We start from the raw sequence: 24,463 nt of genomic DNA, 5'->3' as shown, positions 1-24,463 counted from the left end.
GCTAAAGCGAGAGTTGCCCCGAAATACAGGTCACTGCTGAGCCGCCCACCCAGATATCGTCGCCGATCTGCTCAATGGCTACGCGCCCTGCTCGCCCCATTGCCGTCCCTTGACTGGCCACATAGCGCGCCGGGGCCAGACCGTCGCCGATCAACCACTGGGCCAGCCCGGCATTCAGGCTGCCAGTGACCGGATCTTCGGGCATGCCTTCACCGGCACAGAACGCACGCACTTCAAACTGCGCCTCATCGCCATCACGCCCGGCATTCCAGGGCGCGACCACCCCGATGGACAGGCCCATCAATTGTGCGTAATCAGGGTTTAAAGCCAGTACCTGCTCGCGGTCGCGCAGCATCAGCGCCACCCAGCCGGGACCGTTGTCGACCCAACGCGCCAGCACCACCGCCTGCAACTCGATACCCAGGCCACCACAGATACGTTGCAGCAATTCACTCTCGACAGCGCCGGTACGCAACAGAGGCGGCGCCGTAAAGGCCAGTTGCCCGGCGTCGCGGCGGATTCTGATCAAGCCTGCGCTGCATTCCTGAATGATTTCTTCACCCTTGGGCGTGCCCCCGGCTTCCAGCCAGGCGTGACAACTGCCCAGCGTCGGGTGCCCGGCAAACGGCAGTTCTTTCAGAGTGGTAAAGATGCGCAAGCGGTAATCCGCTTCAGGATTTTGCGGTTTCAGCACGAAGGTGGTTTCACTGAGATTGGTCCAGCGCGCAAAGTCGGCCATCTGCCCGTCGGTCAGGCTGTCAGCGTTCAACACCACGGCAACCGGGTTGCCCTTGAGTGCAACCGTACTGAAGACATCAACTTGCTTGAATTCAAATGGGCTCATGGCCAGCTCCTGATAACGACCCGTAGCACCCTACACAATCAGGGGAAAAATGGCGCGATTTTGTCGCGGCTGCAGAAACACAAAAGCCGCGATCGGCTGTACAAGCAGATCGCGGCCTTCTCGTCTTAACCCCTGTTACACGGGTTAAACCAGATCTGTACCGTCACGCCTGGCCTTGCGCATGTCGCGCCACAGGCTCACGCACAGTGTCAGCATCACCACGGCCGCGATGGCCGGCCAGATCAATACATAAGCAGTCAAAGCGAAACTGGACATGGGGAGGCTCCGTTTTCAGTGTCAGGTTCAGGGTTGTGGTGAAAAGCCACCACCCGTTCGTTGATGCAGTCAAAATCAAATGTCTGGTTGGAACGCAAACTCACCAGCACACACACCACCGTACTGACGCCATAGGCCGTCAATGAGCTGAGCAGTACCGGGTAATCACGTAAAAAACCAAACGCAAAGGGCGCAAACACCATAAAGGCCAGCGCACCCAGCACAAACCCGGCGCGCTTACCCAAGAAGCCGAATGCCATCAGTCCGATCACCACCCCGCCACCTATCGAGGCGCAACATTCGAAAAGCAGCGCCACCAAACCCTGCATCTCCAGCAACTCGAACCGCGCGACCAAAAACATCACAAAGCCTGCGATCGCCGCACTGGTAAACGCTGCATTGGTAATCCGTTCCCAATACAGGCTGGCGATGACAGGGAACACGATGGCACCCCACAGCGCACCGACAAAAATCAGCATGGTCAGAATGTCGAGTTTCATGCTGGCGAAAATCATTGCCAGCATCGTTGCCAGCACCATGGTCAGGCGCCCCACAAACAACATGGTTTTGGGGTTTGGCTTGCCCTTGGCGATGTTCTTGCCATACACGTCGGTCATGACCAGTGCCGACAACGCGGACAGATCCGAGTCGGCAGTGGATGACAGCGAACCAATCACCATGATGAAAAACAGCCCCACCGCAAAAGGCGGCAAATAGGTCGAAGCCATTTGCGGAATCAGGTTGTTGAGATCGCCGTCCAGCGGTTCGATACCGGCCAGCAATGCCATAAAGCCCAGCATGCCAAGCCCGATCACGATTGAGGCATAACCGATGGTGGCCGTGACAAAGGTCGACTTCATCAAATCCTCGCGCACGGCAAACAGGCGCTGGGCGATGGTCTGATTACCGATGGCGTAGGCCAGCACGGCGACGAAGTACGGTGCACCCTGCTCAAGAATCGCGGTTTTGGAATAGAAGCTGGCTTGCTCGGGCGTGATCTTCGGCATGCCCTGGGCAAAGAGTTCCGGGCCGCCCAGCTGAAAGAAAATAATCGGAATGATCACCACGGCAGCGAAGATCATGGCGAACAGCTGACCGAAATCTGTGAGCACCGACGAGCGAAATCCCGACCAGATGGTGTAGGTGAGAATACCCACGCCCGCAATCAGAACGCCGTGGGTAAAGCTAAGCGGCGAGAGCACCGCCACCAACGCCCCGGCGGCGGTGAAGTTGACCATCAGGCTGATGAGGCTTCCGACAATATTGGAACCCGCCAGAATCATCTGGCTGGAGCGCCCGTGCCGTGCATGCATGATTTCAGCGAGCGTGTGGGCCTTGGGTGCCAGTTGCCGAAATCGCCGGCCAAAGGGGTAAATGAACAAAATCATCAGCGCGCCCCAGAAGCCGTAGTGCAGCGCCCCCGAGATCCCGAATTTGTAACCCGCAGTGGCGGCGGCATAAAACGATGCCGCCCAGATCCAGGTGGCCGTCATGCTGGCGGCTGACATGCCAAAACCGATGGAGTTATTGGAAACCATATAACCATCGACATTTTCTTCCTTGCGACCCACACGCAAAGAAACCAGAAAAGTCAGGCCATAGAAACAAAACATAAGCAGCAACACAGTGAGGGTGGAAAGTTGAAACATTCCTTTCTCCTTTTTATGTGCGCGCAATCGCTACTGACGCAACGAAAGGCCAGGAATCGGCAAGCGCAACAACCCGGAATTCCTGACAGGCAGGCGATAGCGGACAGAGGTCCGTGGGTTGTCAGAGTGATGGCTGGCAAGTGACGGAACGCAAGTGGCGTCCCAGGTCAAAAGGCAAAGCGTGCGCTAGCACGTTGAGCCCGGTGCTTGCAGCAATGGCCGGCAGGTGCCGGGAGATAAGTCCTGCATCAGAAGCGTAAAGCCCTGACGCGGACGGATGTGAAGTATACAGATTCGAGTCAAATTGTGCTGGTTGGCACCCAACGTCCGACCACAAACAAAAACGGCGACCCGAAGGTCGCCGTTGAGCACTACTTGAATTGCCGACTCAACCCTGGCGGCACGCCGCTGATGTCAGTCTCTTCCCACGGCCCGTTGGGGCTCACCGAACGGCTCCAGCCGTTGTCCCAACGGTAGTAGGCACGCTGGCGGTAGAAAATGTTGGTCTGGTTGTCCAGCACGTAAACGCCCATGCGCGCATCCCAGTGGCTGGGGCCACCCGGCGGCGGGGCGAAGGTGGCCGAGGTGCGTGGCAAGGGTTTCGGCGCCTTCGGGATCGGCATGTCCGGCAGCGGTTTGCCGGAGGGCTGGGGCGTCGGCGGCGGCATCGGCGTTGAGGGCGCCGTCGGCTCATAAGGCTGATGAACCGCACAGGCGCTCAGGCCAAGGACCAGGCTGAGCAGGGTGATGCGTGCAAATACGGCCATGGTGACTTCTCTTGTGAGTCATTATTTATTGTGCCGGCTAAACCTCTGTCTGCGGGAGCGGGCTTGCTCGCTCCCACAATCAGGAAATTACTTGTCCGGGCTGTCGATCGTCAGCTGTTGCAGCTCTTGAGTGCTGCTGGACAACGGCTGGCTACGCCCTACCCACTCGCCCGCCGTCGGCTGACCAGCACGGGAGATGCGTGCCATCAGTTGGACTTCAGGAAAGTTGGACAGTTTCAATTGCGGCATCATTGCGTCGACATCGCCCAGCTCAACCGTGATCGGCAGGTCCGCAACGGTCACGCGCTTGACCGCGAGCGGTGCCGGTGGGCCGGATACCGCACGGGCGAAAATGAATACGCTGTCGCCCGGCAAGGCACTGGCCTTGACCGCATCCGCCAGATCGACGCTCACCTTGATCGACGCCATCGCCTTGGCCACCGGCGCCGCCTCCACCTTGGCGCCGCTGGCCTGCAGCTGCTCGCGGGCTTTGGCGATACCGCCTTCGAGGGCAGAACGTGAAGCATCGCCTTCGGGCAGCTCATCCATCAAACGCTGCCAGTAGCCAATGGCCTCCTGGAAACGCCGCTCTTCAAAGGCGGCAATGCCCAGCAGACCCAGGCTGGTGACTTCTTTCGGGTCGGCCTTGAGGGCTTCGTCGGTCAGTGCCTGGAGCGTGTCACTCCACTTTTTGTCGTCGGCGAAGTACTTCGCCTGCGCCCACTGGCCCAGCAACTCAGGCTGACGCCCGGCCAGGTTGGCAGCGCGCTCGAACACCTTGGCCGCCTCCGCCGGACGGTTTTGCGCCATATAGGCGCGACCCAGGAAGTACAGGCCTTCGGCCGAATCCGGTTGCGCAGCAGCGGCACGCTCCAGGCGCGCGACCATTTCTTCAAGGGATTGCGGCGGTTGCGAAAACTCGCGGGTCAGCTCGACTTTATCGCTGGAACCAAAGTGCAGGTACAGCCCCAAGCCCAGCACCGGCACCAGCACAGCCGCCAGCAACGGAATGGCCTTGCCCAGGCTGGAAACCCGACCCGGCGCAACGCCTTCGGTGTCAGCGAGCAATTCGCGGGCCGCTTCGGCGCGGCCGGTTTCAAATTGCTCGGGGGTCAACACGCCCTCTTCGCGCTGCTGCTGCAACTCGGCGACACGCTCCTGGTACAGCGCGACATTCAATGCGGTGCGGTCTTCTTCGCGCTGGGCGCGGCGGCCACGCAATACCGGGATCAATAAAAAGCTGAGGGCTATGAGTAGCAGCAGGCCTGCTGCGAGCCAGAAATCAATCATCTTTGGTTTTATCCAGCAAAGTGTCGAGGCGCTTGCGCTCCTCGACAGAAAGTGTGTCCGAGCTTTCGGTCTGCCCTGTGCGACGACGGCGCCCCACGATGACGCCAATCACTACCAGCCCCCCCACCAGCAAGGCCAGCGGGCCAAACCAGAGCACTGCCGTCTTGCTGGTCAGGGCCGGTTTGTAGAGCACGAAATCGCCGTAGCGGGCGACCATGAAATCGAGGATCTGCTGGTTGTCCTTGCCCTCGCCCAGCATGCGGAAAATCTCGCGGCGCAGGTCGGTGGCAATCGGTGCGTTGGAATCGGCAATGTCCTGATTCTGGCACTTGGGGCAGCGCAGTTCCTTGGTCAGTTCGCGAAAACGCTCGCGCTCGGCGTCGCTGGCAAACTCGTAGGTGTCGATGGCGGCATGGGCCATACCCGTCAACGTCAACCCGAACACCATAGCGGCTAGCCAGCGCTTCATGGTTTGGCCTCGTCAACCAGTGCCTGATATTTGCCCGCAAGCTGCTCGCGCCACACGGTTTCGTCGATCACACCCACAAACTTGTGGCGAATGATGCCCTTGCTGTCGATCAGGAATGTCTCGGGCGCGCCGTACACGCCCAGGTTCAGGCCCAGGGTGCCATCAGCATCGTCGATGTCCAGCTGGTACGGGTTGTGGAACTCCTTGAGCCACTTTTTCGCGTCCGCGTTGACGTCCTTGTAGTTCACGCCGTAGATCACCACGCCCTGCTCGGCCAGCTTGGTCAGCATCGGGTGTTCGACCCGGCATGAAATGCACCAGGTGGCCCACACGTTGACCAGCGCGGGCTTGCCCTTGAGGTCGGCCTCGGTCAGGACCTTGTCGCCCTCCACCGCAGGCAGGCTGAATGCCGGGAACGGCTTGTCGATCATCGCCGACGGCAACTCGGTCGGGTCCAGGTACAAGCCTCTGTAGAGAAACCACGCCATGCCCAAGAACACGGCCAGGGGGATCAGCATCAACCAGCGTCTCATGCCGTGGCTCCTGTCATGCCCAATGCTTCACGCACGCGGCTTTTAACCTTGACCCGGTAGCGACGGTCCATCGCTGCCAGCAATCCACCCAAACCTGTGAGCAGGCCGCCAAACCAGATCCAGCGGACAAACGGCTTCACATGCACCCGCACCGCCCAGGCGCCATCGCCCAAGGGCTCGCCCAGGGCGACGTAGAGATCACGGGTGAAACCGGCGTCGATCCCGGCCTCGGTCATCATCGAGTTCTGCACCGTGTACAGGCGTTTTTCCGGGTGCAGCACGCTGACTTCCTTGCCGTTACGGATCACACGCACGGTACCTTTGTCCGACGTGAAGTTCGGGCCCTGGAAGTGCTTGGCACCTTCAAAGATGAAGTGATAACCGCCCAGCTCCATCGACTCGCCCGGCGCCAGGCGCAAATCGCGCTCGGCACTGTTCTGGCTCGACAGCACCACACCCAGGGCGCACACGGCGATACCCAGGTGGGCGATCTGCATGCCCCAGTAGCTGCGGGTCAGGCAGCGTACGCCTTTGACCAGGCCTTTGTGACGGGTTTTGTCACCAATGTCGCGCACCCCGGCCAGCAGCACCCAGGACGCCAGCATAAAGGTGGTCAGCACGGCCCAGTTGAAATCGCCATAAGCCACGCCGGCAATCGCCGACAGCGCGGCGCTGCCCAGCAACACCGGGGTCAGCATGCCCAACAGCCATTTGACCGGGGTGTCTTTCCAGCGCACCAGCATGCCCACCGCCATCACCACCATCAGCAACCCCATCAGCGGGATGAACATGGCGTTGAAGTACGGCGGGCCCACCGACATCTTGGCGCCGCTGATGGCATCCACAATCAGCGGGTACAGGGTGCCGAGCAGAATCATCGACGCGGCCACCACCAGCACCAGGTTGTTGCCCAGCAGCAAGGTCTCCCGCGACCACAGCTTGAAGCTGACGTGGCTTTTGACCACTGGCGCACGCAACGCAAACAGGGTCAGCGAGCCGCCCACCACAAACAGCAGGAAGATCAGGATGAAAACGCCGCGCTCAGGGTCGGAGGCGAATGCATGCACCGAGGTCAGTACGCCGGAACGGACCAGGAAAGTTCCCAGCAGGCTCAGGGAAAACGCGGCAATGGCCAGCAGCACGGTCCAGCTTTTGAACACGCCACGTTTTTCGGTCACGGCCAGCGAGTGAATCAGGGCAGTGCCCACCAGCCACGGCATGAACGAGGCGTTCTCCACCGGGTCCCAGAACCACCAGCCGCCCCAGCCAAGTTCGTAGTACGCCCACCATGAGCCCAGGGTGATGCCGATACCGAGGAAGGCCCACGCCACGATGGTCCACGGGCGGGACCAGCGCGCCCATGCAGCGTCCAGTCGGCCGCCCAGCAAGGCGGCAATGGCGAAAGCAAAGGCCACCGAGAAACCGACATAACCCATGTACAGCATCGGCGGGTGAACAATCAGGCCGATGTCCTGCAGCAGCGGGTTAAGGTCATTACCGTCCGAAGGAATCTGCGGCAGCAAGCGTACGAAAGGATCCGAAGTCAGGATCAAAAACAGCAGGAAGCCCACGCTGATCATGCCCATGATCGCCAGCACCCGCGCCAGCATCACTTGCGGCAATTGCCGCGAGAAGATCGACACGGCGAAGGTCCAGCCGCCCAGAATCATGGCCCACAGCAGCAGCGAACCTTCGTGGGCGCCCCACACGGCACTGAACTTGTAGTACCACGGCAACGCACTGTTGGAGTTGCTCGCCACGTACGCCACCGAGAAATCATCGGCCATGAAGGCATACGTCAGGCAGCCGAACGAGAACAACAAGAAGGCAAACTGCCCCCAAGCGGCGGGTTGCGCCAGGCTCATCCACAATTTGTCGCCGCGCCAGGCTCCCAGCAGCGGCACGATGGCCTGCACAATGGCAAAGCACAGCGCCAGAATCATGGCCAGATGGCCCAATTCAGGAATATAGAGTCCAGACATCAGTACTTACCCTCACTCGCCGGCACAGGCGCGGACAGGCCGCTTTCATTCAACGCCTTGGTGACTTCAGGCGGCATGTATTTTTCGTCGTGCTTGGCCAGCACTTCATCGGCCACTACCACGCCCTGGGCATTGAGCTTGCCCAGCGCGACGATGCCCTGCCCTTCACGGAACAGATCCGGGAGGATGCCGCGGTAGGTGATGGTCACGGACTTGTTGAAATCGGTGACCACAAACTGTACGTCCAGCGAGTCGCCCGAACGCTTGAGCGATCCGGCTTCAACCATGCCACCGGCACGGATACGGGTGTCCAGTGGCGCTTCGCCATTGGCGATTTGGGTCGGGGTATAGAACAGGTTGATGTTCTGCTGCAAGGCGCTCAGGGCAAGGGCCACGGCAGCGCCCACACCCACCAGAATCGCCAGGATGATGATCAAACGTTTTTTACGCAGCGGATTCACTTCATATTCTCCCGACGCAAACGACGCGCCTCTTGTTGCAAATAACGTCGGCGCGCCATGATCGGCAGCGCCACGTTCAACGCCAGTACCGCCAGACAAATGCCGTAGGCCGACCAGACATACACCCCGTGATGGCCCATGGCGATGAAGTCACCAAAAGAAGCAAAACTCATCGCGCGCCCTCCAGTGCCTTCAACACCTCAGCCTTGACCCAGCTGCTGCGGGCCTCGCGCTTGAGTACTTCCAGGCGCATGCGCAACAGCAGCACTGCGCCAAAGAAGCAATAAAAGCCCAGCACCGTGAGCAGCAGCGGCATCCACATTTCCATGGGCATGGCCGGTTTTTCGGTGAGGGTGAAGGTCGCGCCCTGATGCAGGGTGTTCCACCACTCCACCGAGTACTTGATGATCGGGATATTGATCACGCCCACAATCGCCAACACCGCGCAGGCCTTGGCCGCGCTGTCGCGGTTAGTGATGGCATTGCCCAGGGCAATCAGGCCGAAATACAGAAACAGCAGGATCAGCATCGAGGTCAGGCGCGCATCCCAGACCCACCACGAGCCCCAGGTCGGCTTGCCCCAGACGGCACCGGTGACCAGCGCCACGGCGGTCATCCAGGCACCGATGGGCGCGGCAGCCTGCAGCGCCACGTCGGCGATTTTCATCTTCCAGACCAGGCCCACCACACCGCACACCGCCAGCATCACATAGCAGGACTGCGCCAGCATGGCGGCCGGAACATGGATATAAATGATCCGGAAACTGTTGCCCTGCTGGTAGTCCGGCGGCGCAAACGCCAGGCCCCAGACCACCCCGCAGGTGATCAGCAACACGGCAGCAATGCTTAACCACGGCAACAGCCGCCCACTAATGGCATAGAACCATTTGGGCGAGCCGAGTTTGTGAAACCAAGTCCAGTTCATCACGCTGTTTCCATCACGGTGCCGGTCACGACAGGTCGAGTGTCATGCCAGCCAGGGTCTTTACTGGTCCACGGGGACCAGACCTCATTATTCACCGACGCTGATTTTCAGGCCGGCAGCTATAGCAAAGGGTGTCAGGGTTACTGCCAGGGCGGTCAGGCTACCAAGCCACAGCAGATAACCGGTTGCGGGCATGCCCTGGAGTGCCGCCTGCAAGGCGCCACTGCCCAGGATCAGCACCGGGATATATAAAGGCAAAATCAGCAACGCCAGCAGCAGGCCGCCACGCTTGAGGCCAACGGTCAGTGCAGCCCCCACGGCCCCGAGCAGGCTCAATACCGGCGTCCCGAGCAGCAACGACATCAGCAACACCGGCAGGCAGGCTACCGGCAGCCCCAGCATCAAAGCCAGCAGTGGCGACAGGATGACCAGCGCCAGGCCGGAGAACAGCCAGTGTGCCAGCACTTTGGCCAAGACCAGTAGTGGCAGGGGGTGCGACGAAAGGACCCACTGCTCAAGGGATCCGTCCTCAAAATCACTGCGAAAAAGCCCGTCCAGCGAGAGCAAAACCGCTAAAAGCGCCGCGACCCACAGCAGCCCCGGAGACAAGGTTTGCAACAATTGAGTCTCGGGTCCGACCGCCAAAGGGAACATGGCGATCACAATTGCAAAAAATACCAGGGGGTTGGCCAACTCGGCCGGACGGCGAAACAGCAAGCGCGCCTCACGCGTTACCAACGTTGCGAACACACTCATACAGCCCACTGTCCCAGGTCGATATTGCGATAACCGGCCGGCATCCGGCTCAACGTATGGTGTGTGGTAAGCACCACCATGCCGCCGCTTTCGCAGTGGCGGGCCAGGTGTTCTTCGAGTTGCGCCACGCCTTGTTTGTCGAGCGCGGTAAAGGGCTCGTCGAGAATCCACAACGGCGGGCTGTCCAGATACAAACGGGCCAGCGCCACACGCCGCTGCTGACCGGCCGACAAGGTGTGGCACGGCACATCTTCAAAGCCCTTGAGCCCTACCGCCGCCAGTGCCGTCCAGATCGCTTCGCGGGTGGCCGGGCGGTGCAACGCACAGAGCCAGCCCAGGTTTTCTTCGGCGGTGAGCAAATCCTTGATCCCGGCGGCATGGCCGATCCACAGCAGGTTGGTCGTCAGTTCATGGCGCTGACTGCTCAAGGCCTGACCGTTGAGGCGTACTTCCCCCGCCGTCGGCTGCATCAGGCCCGCCAACAATCGCAGCAGGCTGGTTTTGCCGCTGCCGTTGGGGCCGCTGATTTGCAACATGTCACCGCTGGCCAGACGCAATTCGAGGTTCTCGAACAACATCCGCCAGTCACGCTCACAGGCGAGCGATACGGCTTCTAAAAGAGGGCTGGTCACGTAATTGAGGCCTTCACGGTTCAAGTCGGCTCAGGCGCGGCCGTTAAAGTGATGCAGAATAAATGCATTTGCGGCCGGTTTCAGAGAGCTGGATCAAACAATTGCAATGTTTTCATGCCCTCTGAACGACGGGGCAGCATTATACATGCCATGTCCTACGCTAAAGAGGGCAATTTCGACAGGTTGTTACGATGAAAGGCGACATGAATATTCCACCTATCCCACAAACCACGCCCAGTAGTCTGCGCCCCGGTCTTGTGGGCGGTGAAGTGCTCAAGTTGTTACAGCCTGCAGAAGGCCTGATAAGACCCGGCCAAAGTGCCCAGGCAGAAGTGATATCGCTCAAGCAAAACGATCTGGCGTTCCAGTTGCTGCTCAAGCTGACCCTGGCCGGTGGCCGGGAAACCAACGTCCAGGCCAGCAGCAACTTTCCTTTGCCCGTGGGCACACAGTTGGCCGTGACCCAGACTTCAGCAGGCAATCTTGCGATCAGCCTGCAACAGGCACTGAGTAGCAGCGTCGCCACCCTGACCCGCCTTGATACACAGCAAGTACCCGTGGGCACGCTGCTCCAGGGCAAAGTGCTGACCACCCAGGCGTTGGCCCAACCCGCCGGGCAACCGGCAATCTATCGCTCGTTGGTCACACTGCTCAACAGCGCCTTGAGCGGCAGCACCCTGACCCTGGACAGCCCGCAGCCTTTGCGGATCGGCAGTTTGCTGAGCGCCCGGGTGCACGATGCGCAAAGCCTGAACTTTGTCCCGCTCAGTGGGCGCCAGGAGCAACTGGCCGTCACGCAGCAACTCGCAATTCAACAAAGCCGCCAAGGGTCACTGGAGGGACTGCTCAGCGCCCTGCAAAAACTGCCGCCCACCGCACAGATGCCTCCTGAACTACGTGCCTCTATCGACACGCTGTTGGCTCAATTGCCTACACCCTCGCAACTGAGCAGCCCCAAAGCACTGAGCAGTGCCTTGCTCAACAGCGGCGCATTCCTGGAAACCAAGTTGCTCAGCGGTCAGGTACAAGCACTGGCTCCGGACATGAAGGCCACGTTGCTGCGACTGATTGCGCAGATTCTGCCCGGCGTACCGGCCAGTGCCGGTTTCAATCCCGGCATGGCCGCCAGCACCCAGGCCCAGGCACTGCCGACCTTTGTGCGCAATGCCCTGGGCATGCTCGGCCAGGTCAGCGCCAAGCCGCAGCCGGGCGGTTTCCCCCTGCCCCAGCGTTCGGTGCAGAGCGGCGAACATGAAGACAACCTGGAAAATTTGCTGAAACTGGCAGCAGCGGCCATTTCACGCCTGCAAAGTCATCAGTTGTCGAGTCTTGAGCAAAGCGGACGCACGGCCGATGGCGGCGTGCTGACCACATGGCAACTGGAAATCCCCATGCGCAATGCCCACGACATCGTGCCTTTGCAGGTCAAGTTTCAGCGAGAAGACCCGACCGAAAAAGAGCCACAAGACACACCCGAGCCCCGGGAAATCAAGGACCCGCTGTGGCGGGTAGAACTGGCCTTCGACCTCGCACCTCTGGGTCCGCTGCATGTGCAGGCGCAGCTGCTGCGCGGCAACCTGTCGGGCCAGCTGTGGGCCGAACGGGCCTCTACGGCGCACTTGATCGAGAGCCAGCTGGGCGACTTGCGCCAGCGTTTGAACGACGCAGGGTTGAGTGTGACCGATCTGGACTGCCACCAGGGCACCCCGCCACAGAGCGGCCACACCCGACTGGAACAACGCTGGGTGGACGAAACCGCATGAACACAGAGTCCGTACCCCGCCAGGCGATAGCCCTCAAATACGACGGCAAACAGGCCCCTACCCTCACCGCCAAAGGCGACGATGAATTGGCGCAAGCCATCCTCATACTGGCCCGCGAGCATGGGGTGCCGATCTATGAAAATGCCGAGCTGGTCAAATTACTGGCGCGCATGGAATTGGGCGACAGCATCCCGCAGGAGTTGTACCGAACCCTGGCAGAAATCATTGCCTTTGCCTGGCAGCTCAAAGGCAAACTCCCGGCAGGGTTTGATCCGGATGCCGAGCCGCAAGAGCGGGATATCACCCCCTGACAGCCTCAGACCTTGTAGTCGCTGCCGAGGAACGAAGGCTGCGATCGACGGCACAGAGCGGTCAGTCAGTCAAACCGTGTCGACACCCTCGCGAGCAAGCCCGCTCCCGCGGGCATGGTTTGACACCCTCACGATCGCAAAGCCCTGTCCACCTGCTGCGCAGCCTCAAGCAGCGCACTGTCCTGACGAAAACCACCAATCAGTTGCAACCCCACCGGCAGTTCACCCGGCTGCCTGGGTAAGGGAATGTTGATTTGAGGCAGCCCGAATGCCATCCAGCATTTGCAAAAGTCCGAAGGACCCGTCGTTTCCAGGCCCAGGGGCGCAACCATGCCGCAGGTGACGCTCAGCATCGCATCGAAGGGTGCAAAAATCGCCTGCAGTCTCGGTGCCTGCGCAGCCAGGCGAGCCTTGGCCGCTGACTCCTGCTCCCATGTCGTACCCCTGGCCCGCTCGATCATGGCCACCACTGACGGACTCAGCAGTTCAGGGCTGGATTGCCACTCTTTGGACAGCGACCGTGCGCCCTCGCAGTCATTGATCAGCAGGTGGTCGTCAAACACGTTCGCAAAATCATCCGGCAGGTCCACTGTGGTCACGGTGTGGCCTGCAGCCTTCAACCTCTGGACCGCCGCCAGTAAAGCGTCAGCCACCACCGGATCCACCTGGTCCCAGCGCGCAGTACGACAAAACCCGAACGTCCTGCTGCCGCTCTCCCGAGCCGATTGCGGCAAACCGGGCACCAGTACCTGAGCGACGAGAGCCAGGTCGCGAACCGACCGGCCATACCAGCCCAGCGTGTCGAAGCTGGGTGCCAGGGGCTTGATCCCTTCCAGCGAAACCAGCCCATAGGAAGGTTTAAACGCATACAGCCCGCAATAGGACGCAGGCTTGAGCAGCGAGCCCGCCGTTTGCGTGCCCAGCGCCACAGGAAAGAAACCCGCGGCCATGCCTGCAGCAGAACCGGCACTGGAGCTGCCTGGAGTCCGGTCCAGATCATGGGGATTGCGGGTCGGCCCGGTTTGCATATAGGCAAACTCGGTGGTGTGGGTCTTGCCCATGATCACCGCTCCCGCCTGACGCAGCAGCGCAACCACATGGGCATCGCGCGACGGCCAGTTGTTGTCATAGATCGAGGAGTAAAAACCCGTGGGGTGGTCGCGGGTATCAATGATGTCCTTGACCCCAATCGGCACTCCGGCCAGCAAGCCGTTGATCCCGGGGCTGCTCAGCCCCTGTGCCTGTTTGCGCACCACCTGCGGGTCGAGGGCGACGAACGCCCGGATCGCAGACTCACGGGCGTTTGTCTGACTCAGGAAATGCTCGGCCACAATGCCGGGGCTCAGGTGCGCGGTGCGGACCTGCTCGGCAATCGAGTGGGCGTCCGCCGTGTCGAGAAAACTCATGCTGTATTCAACCTCTGCTCATGACTGCGTTACTGGGCATACACCGACGCCCACTCTGTAAAACCCTTGATCTCGATGGGGTTGCCCGAAGGATCGAGGAAAAACATCGTCGCCTGCTCCCCCGGGGTCCCGACAAAACGAAGGGTCGGCTCCAGCACAAACTCCACGCCGCGATCCATCAGACGCTCTTTCAAGGCCAGCCAGTCAGGCATGCTCAGCACCACCCCGAAATGCGGCATGGGCACCCAGTGATCGCCCACCTTGCCGGTGTTGCTGACGGCAAACGGCTCACCCAGGTGCAAGGACAATTGATGGCCGAAAAAATCGATGTCCAGCCACGTATCAGTGCTGCGACCTTCCGCGCAGCCCAGCACATCGCAGTAAAAGTGGCGCGCCGAGCCCAGATCGTGAACGTGATAAGCAAAATGAAAGAGTGATTGCACAGTAACCTCCTGAAACTTGAAATAGCCCAATGCCCCTGCAGGAAATCATGCAGTGCGCCATTCAAAAGAGATAACCTGTTATTTTTTCCATTAAAGAAAGAAATTCTAATGGATACGCGCTATCTCAGAAGCCTGATCGCCGTGGTGGAATGCGGGTCAATCGCCAAGGCGGCCCGCCTGGAAAACCTGACGGCTGCCGCGGTCAGCCAGCGTATTGTGGCGCTCGAACGGCAGTTGGGGCTCCAGCTTCTGGTGCGGGTCGGCCACGAGGCCAAGCCCAGCCTGGCCTGCATGGACTTGCTGCCCAGGGCCAGAGGCATCGTCGATGAAGTGGCGCTTCTGACAAGTGACGTCGACGCCCTGGGCCTGACCGGCCCCTTGCGCATCGGTGCGATTTCAACGGTACTCACGGGCCTTCTGCCCCAGGCCTTGCGCAGCCTGACCCGCTCAACTCCCCAGCTGAAGCCGGTGATCGTTCCAGGGACATCCCGTTCGCTGTATCAGGCGCTGGAGGCCAACGAACTGGATGCCGCGATAGTGGTCGCGCCGCCGTTCACGCTGGCCAAGACCTTCAATGGGGTATTGCTGCGCAAGGAACCCTTGGTGTTTATCTCCAATGAGCACTCAACCCAGGGCATCGACGCGCGCCTGCAACACTGCCCGTATATTCAATATGACCCGGATGCGTGGGGGGGCCGCCATGCCGTCCAGTACCTGCAAGACCAGGGGCTGAAACCAGCCGCCCTGCTGGATCTGGATGCGCTGGAAACCATCGCCCTGCTGACTGCGCAGGGGTTGGGAGTCAGCCTGGTGCCTTGCTGGTCGGGGATTGAGCGCTGGACGGACAGTTGTGTCGTGGAGCCTGTGGGTGACGAACGCTATGACCGCAGGATTATGCTGATCAGTCATGCACAAGGGCCACGGGTGCGAATGGTTGAAGCGTTGAAACAGGCGCTGCAGGAGAAGACGCCATGACCTGATCTGTGGGATCAGGATCAGGCTCAGCCCTTGTGCATCTTGCTCATTAACTCGGCCTCGGCCTGAGTCAAACCACAGGCCTGGGTCAGTTCGTCGACGCTGGCGCCCATGCTGACCAGGCGCGCTGCCTGGTTGAACGACAGGCTGGTGGGGTCGCGCTGTTCCAGCTGGGTCAGCTTTTCGGGCAGCGGTGCGACCACCGCGCGCAGCTCGTGCAGGTCTTCACCCATTTGCACATTGCCGTTCTGGTAGGTGTCCAGCCGCCGCGCCAGTTCCCTGAGGCGCCGGTCACGCTGCTCATCGCCCGCAACCTGCTGCGCCGCGAGCACGCGCTGACGGCGCACATGGCTCACGAACAACCACAGGGTCACAGCCCACAACAGGCCCAGGACGATTACCGCCACCTCAAGGATCAATCAGATGTTCTCCAGATCCGACCATTCTTCTTCGGTCATCATTTTGTCCAGCTCAACCAGAATCAGCAGTTCGCCGTTCTTGTTGCATACGCCCTGGATAAACTTGGCCGACTCGTCGTTGCCCACATTAGGCGCCGTTTCGATTTCAGACTGACGCAGGTAAACCACCTCGGCCACGCTGTCGACCAGAATCCCGACCACTTGTTTGTCCGCTTCGATGATGACGATGCGCGAATTGTCGGTGATTTCTGCGTTGTAGAGGCCAAAACGCTGACGCGTATCGATGACCGTCACCACGTTGCCGCGCAGGTTGATAATGCCCAGCACGTAGGAAGGCGCACCGGGGACCGGGGCAATTTCGGTGTAACGCAGCACTTCCTGCACTTGCATCACATTGATGCCGTAGGTCTCGTTGTCCAGCTTGAAGGTCACCCATTGCAGGATCGGATCTTCACTACTTTGTTGTGCGGCTGACTGTTTCATACACCAAACCCTTGACTGAATACCGCTGATTTAAATAATTACTGCTTGCCCTTGGCAATCAACTCGGCCAATTGCGCCACGTCCAGCAATGCGCACATGTGTTCAATCACGGTGCCCGCCAGCCACGGCCGCTGCCCACGCTGGGAGCGCCATTTGATTTCGTTCGGATGCAGGCGCAATGAGCGGCTGACTTGATGCACCGCCAACCCCCACTCGTAGCCCTGCACGGAAATAACGTATTGCAGGCCCTCGCGAAAATCATCGCGATAGCGCTCGGGCATCACCCAGCGCGCGGTATCCAGCACGTTGAGCTTGCCGCTCTGGCTCGGCAGTATCCCCAGGAACCAGTCCGGCTGACCAAACAGCGGCGTCAGTTCACGACCGGCCAGCGAATAGATAGAACCCAGGCACACCAATGGCACCGCCAGGGTCAGTCCGGCCACGTCGAACAGCAGGCATTCGAAGGGTTCTGCGGCCCACGCGGGGCGGCCATCATCGGGTATCGGCAAATGCGCACCGGGCGCACTTGGCCGATGAACCTCGACCAACGGATGGGCCAGCGCCTCCGCGGGCACGCCCACTTGCGAGAGTTCCACCGGCATGGCCAGCGGCGCTTCAACAGGCGCGTCAGTGGCCGGTTCAAGTTCCGGCGCAGCGGGTTCAACCGACTCCAGCGCCTGGGTTGCATCAAACAGCAAGTCGTCCAGATACGACTGCAACGCCACTTGCGAGCGGTTGGAAAGTGCTATCGGCTGCGTCATAAAGTGCCCCACTCAACAGCCTCGCGACAGAGACTTGTAGACGTTATCGGCCACACGGGACCGATACTTGAATAACCGTCCACCTCAAGCCACCTGAGGGGCAAGCTGGCGGGTCAGTACGTGCTTGAGCAACGCACGATAGGCGATTACCCCCCGGGTCTTGTCATCGAACTGCGAAGGCGTCTGCCCTGCCCGGCTGGCATCACGCAAGCGGGTGTCGACCGGGATGAAGCCCTGCCACAGGGTGTCGGGATACACGTCGCGCAACACCCGCAAGGTGCTCATCGAGGCCTGTGTACGGCGGTCAAACAAGGTCGGCACGATACAAAACGGCAGTTCCTGCGCCCGCGAGCGATTGATCATGCGCAGGGTGTGGACCATGCGCTCCAGGCCCTTGAGCGCCAGATGCTCGGTCTGCACCGGAATGATCAATTGCTGGCTGGCCGCCAATGCGTTGACCATCAGCACACCCAGGATCGGCGGGCTGTCGATGATGGCGTAGTCATAGTCCTGCCACAGTTGCGCCAGGCTGCGCGCAATCACCAGGCCCAGGCCACTTTGCCCCGGCGCCTGACGTTCCAGGGTCGCCAGGGCGGTGGTTGCCGGCAGCAAGGCAATCTTCTCGTGGCTGGTGGGCAGCAGCAATTGCGCAGCCAGACCTTCCGGCACCTGGCCCTGATGCAGAAAGAGGTCATACACACTGTGTTCCAGACCATCGGGGTCATACCCGAAATAACTGGTCATGGAGCCGTGCGGGTCGAGATCGACCACAACCACCCGCTTACCCGCTTCTGCCAGCAAACCGGCCAGAGCGATGGATGTGGTGGTCTTGCCGACCCCACCTTTTTGATTGGCTACTGCCCAGACTCTCATTCAGTTGTTCCTCCCGGCTGCATGCGTGCCGGCCGAGACTATAGGGTTGGTGACGGGGAATTGACGGCATTCCCTCTAACCAGTGGCTGTGTCTGTGGCGGTGCAGTTTGTGTGCCAGCACGCTTGAGGGCGGCATCCGGTGTCGCGTTGGCGGTTCCCGTACCGGTCAGGCTGCGACGCACCTCCAGGTTACGCGACACCACCAGCACCACCCGGCGGTTGAGCGCACGCCCTTCCGGGGTTGCGTTATTGGCCACCGGCTGGAACTCGCCGTAACCCACCGACGCCATGCGCCCCGGGTTCACGCCCTGCATCGCCAGCATGCGCACGATGCTCGCCGAGCGTGCCGACGACAGTTCCCAGTTGGTGGGATATTGCGCGGTACGGATCGGCAGATCGTCCGTAAAGCCCTCGACGTGAATCGGGTTTTCGAACGGCTTCAGGATCGCTGCCACCTTGTCGATAATGGTGAACGCTGCATTGCTGGGCATCGCGTCGCCACTGCCGAACAGCAAGCTTGAATTGAGTTCGATCTCGACCCACAACTCATTGCCGCGCACGGTCAATTGTTTGGACGCGATCAAGTCGCCAAACGCATGGGTGATGTCATTGGCAATGGTTTTAAGCGGGTCATCGGGGACTTGCCCAAGGCCCGCGTCGGTATGCTCACTGTCTTTGATAAGGGGCTCGGCAGGCGCGACCGTCAGCGGGCGCTCCTGACCAATGGGCACCGGCTTGATGCTGCGCTCTGTGTCATTGAACACGCCCACCAGCGCCTGGGAGATCACCCGATACTTGCCTTCGTTGATCGAGGAAATCGAGTACATGACCACGAAGAAGGCAAACAGCAAGGTGATGAAGTCCGCGTAGGACACCAGCCAGCGCTCGTGATTGATGTGTTCATCCGCAGGGCGACGGCGACGGCTCATAGTTAACCCGTGAAGCCTTGAAGCTTGAGTTCGATTGAGCGCGGATTCTCGCCTTCGGCAATCGACAGGATGCCTTCGAGCAGCATTTCGCGGTACAGCGACTGGCGCATGGCAATGGCCTTGAGCTTGCTGGCGATGGGCAGCAACACCAGGTTGGCACTGGCCACCCCATAAATGGTCGCCACAAACGCCACCGCAATTCCGCTGCCCAGTTGTCCCGGATCGGCCAGATTGCCCATCACATGAATCAGGCCCATGACCGCGCCGATAATGCCGATGGTCGGCGCATAACCGCCCATGCTTTCAAATACTTTGGCGGCTTCGATGTCGCGGCTTTCCTGGGTCATGTAATCGACCTCCAGCACGCTGCGAATGGTTTCTGGCTCAACCCCGTCAACCAGCAACTGCAGGCCCTTGCGCGAATAATTGTCGGGCTCGGTGTCGGCCACGCCTTCCAGGCCCAGCAAGCCTTCCTTGCGCGCCGTCAGGCTCCAGTTGACGACACGGTCAATGCCCCCCGCCATGTCGATACGCGGCGGAAACAAGATCCACACTACGGTCTGCATCGCCCGCTTGAATGCGCTCATGGGCGACTGCAACAGTGCCGCGCCCACCGTCCCGCCCAGCACGATCAGCGCTGCCGGACCATTGGCCAGGGCGCCGAGATGGCCGCCCTCCAGGTAGTTGCCGCCGATGATCGCGACAAACGCCATGATGATGCCAATCAGACTGAGCACATCCATCAGTGGCAGGCCTCCACCAGGTGTTTGCCGATGTCATCAAGGCTGTACACCGCGTCGGCCAGGTTGGCTTTGACGATGGCCATCGGCATGCCGTAAATCACGCAGCTGGCTTCGTCCTGTGCCCACACCTGACTGCCGCCCTGCTTGAGCATGCGCGCACCTTCACGGCCGTCCGCACCCATGCCGGTCAGGACCACCGCCAAAACTTTGTCACCAAAAGACTTGGCAGCCGAACCGAAGGTGATATCCACACACGGCTTGTAGTTCAAACGCTCGTCGCCCGGCAGGATGCGTACCGCGCCGCGACCGTCAATCATCATCTGCTTGCCGCCCGGTGCCAGCAGGGCCAGGCCGGGGCGCAGGATGTCGCCGTCTTCGGCTTCCTTGACGCTGATGCGGCACAGCTTGTCCAGGCGCTCGGCAAACGCCTTGGTAAACGCGGCCGGCATGTGCTGCACCAGCACAATCGGCGCCGGAAAATTGCCCGGCAACTGGGTCAACACCCGCTGCAAGGCCACCGGCCCGCCGGTCGAGGTGCCGATGGCGACCAGTTTGTAGGCCTTGCGCTTGGGCATGCCCGACGTTGATGCCGGTGCAGGCGCGCCACGGCTGGCAATCGGCGTGGTGCGCGCAGGGGGCAACGAGGCGGTCGGCGCGGGGGACACAAAACCGCCAAGGGCAGGCCGAGGCACAGGCGCAGGGGCTGAGACCGCAGGCGCTGGCGCGCTGTAGCTGGACATTCGGCGGTTGCTGCGCGAGATGCTGTGAACCTTCTCGCACAGCATCTGCTTGACCTTCTCGGGGTTGCGCGAGATGTCTTCGAAGTTTTTCGGCAAAAAATCCACCGCCCCGGCATCCAGCGCATCGAGGGTCACGCGGGCGCCCTCGTGGGTCAGCGAGGAGAACATCAATACCGGGGTCGGACAGCGCTGCATGATATGACGCACGGCCGTGATGCCATCCATCAACGGCATCTCGTAATCCATCGTGATCACGTCCGGCTTGAGCGCCAGCGCCTGATCGATGGCTTCCTTGCCATTGGTGGCGGTGCCGATCACTTGAATCGTCGGGTCAGCCGACAGAATTTCCGAGACGCGGCGGCGGAAAAAACCGGAATCATCCACCACCAGGACCTTGACTACCATAAACACTCCGTTAGGCGGTGCGGGGCGCAAAAGCCCCGGCTCACCAGAATCAAATACGCCGTGATGCGTAGTGCTTGAGCATGCTCGGAACATCCAGAATCAAGGCAATACGACCATCACCGGTAATGGTGGCGCCCGACATGCCTGGCGTGCCCTGGAGCATTTTGCCCAACGGCTTGATCACCACCTCTTCCTGGCCGACCAGTTGATCGACCACAAAACCGATGCGCTGGGTACCGACCGACAAAATCACCACATGCCCTTCGCGCTGTTCTTCATGGGCGGCAGACGCCACCAGCCAGCGCTTGAGGTAGAACAACGGCAGGGCCTTGTCGCGCACGATCACCACTTCCTGGCCGTCGACCACGTTGGTGCGCGACAGGTCGAGATGGAAAATCTCGTTGACGTTGACCAGCGGGAAGGCAAACGCCTGGTTGCCCAGCATCACCATCAGGGTCGGCATGATCGCCAGGGTCAACGGCACCTTGATGACGATTTTCGAGCCACGACCCAGCACCGACTCGATGCTCAGCGAGCCGTTGAGCTGGGCGATCTTGGTTTTCACCACGTCCATGCCCACGCCACGTCCGGACACATCGCTGATCTCGGTCTTGGTGGAAAAACCCGGTGCAAAAATCAGGTTGTAGCAGTCGCTTTCGCTCAGGCGATCGGCTGCGTCCTTGTCCATCAGGCCTTTTTTCACCGCCAGGGAGCGCAGGAAATTGGCATCCATGCCTTTGCCGTCATCGGAGATCGACAGCAGGATATGGTCGCCTTCCTGCTCTGCCGACAGCACCACTCGACCGCAGCTTGGCTTGCCTGCAGCAGCACGTTCTTCCGGGGTTTCGCAACCATGGTCGACGGCGTTGCGCACCAAGTGGACCAGTGGATCGGCCAGGGCTTCGACGAGGTTTTTATCCAGGTCGGTCTCTTCGCCCACCAACTCCAGGCTGATTTCTTTCTTCAACTGACGCGCCAGATCCCGCACCAGCCGCGGGAAGCGACCGAAGACTTTCTTGATCGGCTGCATCCGGGTCTTCATCACTGCGGTTTGCAGGTCAGCTGTAACCACGTCGAGGTTGGACAGGGCCTTGGCCATGTCCTCGTCATGGCTGTTCAAGCCCAGGCGCACCAGACGGTTACGCACCAGTACCAGTTCGCCGACCATGTTCATGATGTCGTCCAGCCGTGCGGTATCGACCCGCACGGTGGTTTCTGCCTCAGAGGCAACCGGTTTTTCCGACGGTGCAGCTGCCGCCCGGGCCGGGGCAGCACGCGCAGCCGCAACCGGCCTGGCGGGCACAGCCGCAGCGACAACGGTTGCGGAGTCCGGACTGAACTTGCCTTTACCGTGCATCTCATCGAGCAGGGCTTCGAATTCGTGATCGCTGATCAGGTTCGGGTCGCCCGCTGGCTCCTCGGCCGGGGCAACAGGTTCGACGGCCGCAGCGCCCAGTGCGTCGGTGTTGAACGCACCCTTGCCATGCAATTGATCGAGCAAGGCCTCGAATTCATCGTCGGTGATTTCATTGCTGACTTCAGCTACGGCTACCGGCGCTTCGTCGGGCACTGCGCCGACCACTGCGGCATCCGCAGAAAACTGGCCCTTGCCGTGCAACTGGTCAAGCAGCAACTCAAATTCGGCGTCGCTGATTTCGTCACCCGCCGAGATGTCTGCCGGGACAACCGGCTCGGGCTCGTGGGCAGCGGCCTTGACCGCATCGAGGGATTCCAGCAACTGTTCAAATTCGCTGTCGGTGATATCAGTCACCGGAGCTGCGACTACCGCCACCGGCACAGGTGCAGCAACCACGTGAGCGGCCGCAGGCTCTGCCAGACGCGCCAGCGCCGCCAGCAACTCGGGGGTCGCCGCGGTGATCGGGCTGCGCTCGCGCACTTCGCTGAACATGCCGTTGACCGCATCCAGGGCCTCAAGCACCACGTCCATCAACTCCGCGTCGACGCCTCGTTCACCCTTGCGCAGGATGTCGAAGACGTTCTCGGCGATGTGACAGCACTCCACCAATTCATGGAGCTGCAGGAAGCCGGCGCCCCCTTTGACAGTATGAAAACCGCGAAAAATGGCATTGAGCAGGTCCGCATCATCCGGTCGGCTTTCCAGCTCGACCAGTTGCTCGGACAGCAACTCCAGAATTTCGCCGGCTTCAACCAGGAAATCCTGAAGGATTTCTTCATCGGCGCCGAAGCTCATGTACGTGCTCCTTGAGAAAGGCCCGCGACGCCAGGCAACAGCGCCCGCACGTCTATCGAGTCCTAAAAACCTAAACTGGACAGCAAATCGTCTACATCATCCTGACCGGATACGACGTCATTACGTGTATCGGCATGAATCTGCGGACCTTCACCCTTGGCCTGGTTTTTTTGCGAATTATTTTCAGCGCGCAACGCATCACGGTCGTGTTCGATGCCGGCAAAGCGATCCACCTGACTGGCCATCAGCACCAGTTTGAGCAGATTGCTTTCAACGTCCGTGACCAGTTGCGTCACCCGCTTGATGACCTGACCGGTAAGGTCCTGGAAATCCTGGGCCAGCAAGATGTCGGTGAGGTTGGCGGACACGACCTGACTTTGCTCGTCGCTACGCGTCAAAAAACTGTCAACCCGACGCGCCAGCTCGCGAAACTCCTCGGCACCGATTTCACGGCGCATGAAGCGACCCCAGTCTGCACTCAGGGCCTTGGCTTCCTGCCCCAGGCCGTTGACCAGCGGCGTGCTGTTCTCCACCAGGTCCATGGTTCGATTGGCGGCCGCTTCCGTGAGCTTCACAACATAAGCCAGGCGTTCCGTGGCATCCGTGATCTGCGACACTTCTTCGGCTTGCGGCATGCTCGGATCAATATGGAAATTGACAATTGCACTGTGCAGTTCACGGGTCAGTTTGCCGACTTCGCGATACAACCCGCGATCACGGGTCTGGTTGAGTTCGTGAATCAGCTGCACTGCATCGCCAAACTGGCCTCTTTCAAGGCTTTCGACCAATTCGTGAGCATGTTTTTTCAGGGTCGACTCAAAATCGCCCTGTGTAGATTCTTTATGCTCCATAGCGCCCCCAAGGCAACCGATCAACCGATGCGATCAAAGATCTTCTCGATCTTGTCTTTGAGTGCGATAGCCGTGAACGGCTTGACCACATAGCCGTTAACACCGGCCTGGGCGGCTTCGATGATCTGCTCGCGCTTGGCTTCGGCGGTCACCATCAGCACCGGCAAGTGCTTGAGTTTTTCGTCGGCGCGCACGTGGCGCAGCAACTCGATACCGGTCATGCCCGGCATGTTCCAGTCGGTCACCAAAAAGTCGATGTGACCCAGATTGAGGATCGGCAACGCCGTGATGCCGTCGTCCGCCTCGACCGTGTTGGTGAACCCCAGGTCACGCAACAGGTTTTTAATGATCCGCCGCATCGTTGAAAAATCATCAACGATAAGGATTTTCATGTTCTTGTCCAATTCGACCTCCAAGCAGTCTTAAACGCGCCCGGTCTGGGGACACGCCATTCAATCAATTCGTTTTCAAACACCGCCAGAATCGACTGTGGGAGCGGGCTTGCTCGCGATGCTGGCGGCGCGGTTTTTCTGATTCACCGTGTCGATCCCATCGCGAGCAAGCC

Annotated in this window: 28 protein-coding genes; 3 read left to right on the top strand and 25 right to left on the bottom strand. The window is 60.4% G+C overall.

What is annotated here, in order from left to right:
• Position 1: 1 nt before the first annotated feature.
• The 13 genes from KO536_RS02820 to ccmA form a co-directional block, all read right to left on the bottom strand.
• Positions 2 to 844 carry a PhzF family phenazine biosynthesis protein gene (locus KO536_RS02820; protein ID WP_133076043.1) on the bottom strand — a complete coding sequence of 281 codons (843 nt, stop codon included), beginning with the start codon at positions 842 to 844 and terminating at the stop codon, positions 2 to 4.
• A 144-nt stretch (positions 845 to 988) separates the two neighbouring features.
• Positions 989 to 1,120, bottom strand: a complete 132-nt coding sequence (locus KO536_RS02815; RefSeq protein WP_219261025.1) for a putative transporter small subunit — start codon at positions 1,118 to 1,120, stop codon at positions 989 to 991.
• Positions 1,102 to 2,769, bottom strand: a complete 1,668-nt coding sequence (locus tag KO536_RS02810) for a sodium:solute symporter family protein (RefSeq protein ID WP_219261024.1) — start codon at positions 2,767 to 2,769, stop codon at positions 1,102 to 1,104. Before KO536_RS02810 ends, KO536_RS02815 begins: the two co-directional genes overlap by 19 nt.
• 371 nt (positions 2,770 to 3,140) lie before the next feature.
• Positions 3,141 to 3,536 (bottom strand): hypothetical protein, encoded by a 396-nt coding sequence (locus tag KO536_RS02805; RefSeq protein WP_133076041.1) that lies wholly within the window; start codon positions 3,534 to 3,536, stop codon positions 3,141 to 3,143.
• Between the two features lie 87 nt (positions 3,537 to 3,623).
• The gene (gene ccmI / locus KO536_RS02800; protein ID WP_219261023.1) at positions 3,624 to 4,826 is read right to left on the bottom strand and encodes a c-type cytochrome biogenesis protein CcmI; all 1,203 of its coding nucleotides are present in this window, start codon (positions 4,824 to 4,826) and stop codon (positions 3,624 to 3,626) included.
• The gene (locus tag KO536_RS02795; RefSeq protein WP_219261022.1) at positions 4,819 to 5,295 is read right to left on the bottom strand and encodes a cytochrome c-type biogenesis protein; all 477 of its coding nucleotides are present in this window, start codon (positions 5,293 to 5,295) and stop codon (positions 4,819 to 4,821) included. The genes ccmI and KO536_RS02795 overlap by 8 nt, the downstream gene beginning before the upstream one ends.
• Positions 5,292 to 5,828, bottom strand: coding sequence for a DsbE family thiol:disulfide interchange protein (locus tag KO536_RS02790; protein ID WP_133076038.1), 537 nt, complete (start codon positions 5,826 to 5,828; stop codon positions 5,292 to 5,294). The genes KO536_RS02795 and KO536_RS02790 overlap by 4 nt, the downstream gene beginning before the upstream one ends.
• Positions 5,825 to 7,810, bottom strand: a complete 1,986-nt coding sequence (locus KO536_RS02785) for a heme lyase CcmF/NrfE family subunit (RefSeq protein WP_219261021.1) — start codon at positions 7,808 to 7,810, stop codon at positions 5,825 to 5,827. The genes KO536_RS02790 and KO536_RS02785 overlap by 4 nt, the downstream gene beginning before the upstream one ends.
• A complete protein-coding gene (ccmE, locus tag KO536_RS02780; RefSeq protein WP_133076036.1) occupies positions 7,810 to 8,271 on the bottom strand; it encodes a cytochrome c maturation protein CcmE in 462 nt (153 codons plus the stop codon). Before ccmE ends, KO536_RS02785 begins: the two co-directional genes overlap by 1 nt.
• The gene (gene ccmD, locus KO536_RS02775) at positions 8,268 to 8,444 is read right to left on the bottom strand and encodes a heme exporter protein CcmD (protein WP_133076035.1); all 177 of its coding nucleotides are present in this window, start codon (positions 8,442 to 8,444) and stop codon (positions 8,268 to 8,270) included. The genes ccmE and ccmD overlap by 4 nt, the downstream gene beginning before the upstream one ends.
• The gene (locus KO536_RS02770; protein WP_219261020.1) at positions 8,441 to 9,199 is read right to left on the bottom strand and encodes a heme ABC transporter permease; all 759 of its coding nucleotides are present in this window, start codon (positions 9,197 to 9,199) and stop codon (positions 8,441 to 8,443) included. The genes ccmD and KO536_RS02770 overlap by 4 nt, the downstream gene beginning before the upstream one ends.
• 84 nt (positions 9,200 to 9,283) lie before the next feature.
• Positions 9,284 to 9,952, bottom strand: a complete 669-nt coding sequence (gene ccmB, locus KO536_RS02765) for a heme exporter protein CcmB (RefSeq protein WP_133076033.1) — start codon at positions 9,950 to 9,952, stop codon at positions 9,284 to 9,286.
• Positions 9,949 to 10,530: a cytochrome c biogenesis heme-transporting ATPase CcmA gene (gene ccmA / locus KO536_RS02760; protein ID WP_374105687.1), complete on the bottom strand. Its 582-nt coding sequence runs from the start codon at positions 10,528 to 10,530 to the stop codon at positions 9,949 to 9,951. Before ccmA ends, ccmB begins: the two co-directional genes overlap by 4 nt.
• A 245-nt stretch (positions 10,531 to 10,775) precedes the next feature.
• On the opposite strand from ccmA, the gene KO536_RS02755 reads away from it, so the two are divergent.
• Positions 10,776 to 12,347 (top strand): flagellar hook-length control protein FliK, encoded by a 1,572-nt coding sequence (locus KO536_RS02755; RefSeq protein WP_219261019.1) that lies wholly within the window; start codon positions 10,776 to 10,778, stop codon positions 12,345 to 12,347.
• On the top strand, positions 12,344 to 12,658 hold the full coding sequence (locus KO536_RS02750; RefSeq protein ID WP_219261018.1) for an EscU/YscU/HrcU family type III secretion system export apparatus switch protein: 315 nt from the start codon (positions 12,344 to 12,346) through the stop codon (positions 12,656 to 12,658). Before KO536_RS02755 ends, KO536_RS02750 begins: the two co-directional genes overlap by 4 nt.
• 128 nt (positions 12,659 to 12,786) lie before the next feature.
• On the opposite strand, the gene KO536_RS02745 is transcribed toward KO536_RS02750, so the two are convergent.
• Positions 12,787 to 14,064 (bottom strand): amidase, encoded by a 1,278-nt coding sequence (locus KO536_RS02745; protein WP_219261017.1) that lies wholly within the window; start codon positions 14,062 to 14,064, stop codon positions 12,787 to 12,789.
• Between the two features lie 29 nt (positions 14,065 to 14,093).
• Positions 14,094 to 14,507: a VOC family protein gene (locus KO536_RS02740; protein ID WP_219261016.1), complete on the bottom strand. Its 414-nt coding sequence runs from the start codon at positions 14,505 to 14,507 to the stop codon at positions 14,094 to 14,096.
• Between the two features lie 108 nt (positions 14,508 to 14,615).
• On the opposite strand from KO536_RS02740, the gene KO536_RS02735 reads away from it, so the two are divergent.
• Entirely contained in the window at positions 14,616 to 15,482 is an 867-nt protein-coding gene (locus tag KO536_RS02735) for a LysR family transcriptional regulator (RefSeq protein WP_219261015.1), read from the top strand.
• A gap of 26 nt (positions 15,483 to 15,508) precedes the next feature.
• Here the strand turns inward: KO536_RS02735 and KO536_RS02730 are convergent, their stop codons facing one another.
• The 10 genes from KO536_RS02730 to KO536_RS02685 all read right to left on the bottom strand — a co-directional run bounded on the left by KO536_RS02730 (position 15,509) and on the right by KO536_RS02685 (position 24,290).
• Entirely contained in the window at positions 15,509 to 15,901 is a 393-nt protein-coding gene (locus KO536_RS02730; RefSeq protein WP_133076027.1) for a DUF2802 domain-containing protein, read from the bottom strand.
• Entirely contained in the window at positions 15,902 to 16,384 is a 483-nt protein-coding gene (locus KO536_RS02725; RefSeq protein WP_133076026.1) for a chemotaxis protein CheW, read from the bottom strand.
• Between the two features lie 38 nt (positions 16,385 to 16,422).
• A complete protein-coding gene (locus KO536_RS02720; protein ID WP_133076025.1) occupies positions 16,423 to 17,145 on the bottom strand; it encodes a CheW domain-containing protein in 723 nt (240 codons plus the stop codon).
• Between the two features lie 84 nt (positions 17,146 to 17,229).
• The gene (locus tag KO536_RS02715; RefSeq protein WP_133076024.1) at positions 17,230 to 18,018 is read right to left on the bottom strand and encodes a ParA family protein; all 789 of its coding nucleotides are present in this window, start codon (positions 18,016 to 18,018) and stop codon (positions 17,230 to 17,232) included.
• A 38-nt stretch (positions 18,019 to 18,056) separates the two neighbouring features.
• On the bottom strand, positions 18,057 to 18,947 hold the full coding sequence (gene motD / locus KO536_RS02710; protein ID WP_219261014.1) for a flagellar motor protein MotD: 891 nt from the start codon (positions 18,945 to 18,947) through the stop codon (positions 18,057 to 18,059).
• 2 nt (positions 18,948 to 18,949) lie between these two features.
• Entirely contained in the window at positions 18,950 to 19,690 is a 741-nt protein-coding gene (locus KO536_RS02705) for a flagellar motor protein (RefSeq protein WP_133076022.1), read from the bottom strand.
• A complete protein-coding gene (locus KO536_RS02700; protein WP_133076021.1) occupies positions 19,690 to 20,835 on the bottom strand; it encodes a chemotaxis response regulator protein-glutamate methylesterase in 1,146 nt (381 codons plus the stop codon). Before KO536_RS02700 ends, KO536_RS02705 begins: the two co-directional genes overlap by 1 nt.
• Before the next feature lie 49 nt (positions 20,836 to 20,884).
• Positions 20,885 to 23,047, bottom strand: a complete 2,163-nt coding sequence (locus KO536_RS02695; RefSeq protein WP_219261013.1) for a chemotaxis protein CheA — start codon at positions 23,045 to 23,047, stop codon at positions 20,885 to 20,887.
• Between the two features lie 62 nt (positions 23,048 to 23,109).
• Positions 23,110 to 23,898 (bottom strand): protein phosphatase CheZ, encoded by a 789-nt coding sequence (locus tag KO536_RS02690; protein ID WP_133076019.1) that lies wholly within the window; start codon positions 23,896 to 23,898, stop codon positions 23,110 to 23,112.
• Between the two features lie 20 nt (positions 23,899 to 23,918).
• Positions 23,919 to 24,290, bottom strand: a complete 372-nt coding sequence (locus tag KO536_RS02685) for a chemotaxis response regulator CheY (protein ID WP_019828845.1) — start codon at positions 24,288 to 24,290, stop codon at positions 23,919 to 23,921.
• Positions 24,291 to 24,463 lie beyond the last annotated feature (173 nt).

Source organism: Pseudomonas sp. NKUCC02_KPG (assembly GCF_019345465.1).
GTDB lineage: Bacteria > Pseudomonadota > Gammaproteobacteria > Pseudomonadales > Pseudomonadaceae > Aquipseudomonas.
Note: the sequence above shows the minus strand (reverse complement) of the source record. Positions and strands in the feature narration are given on the sequence as shown.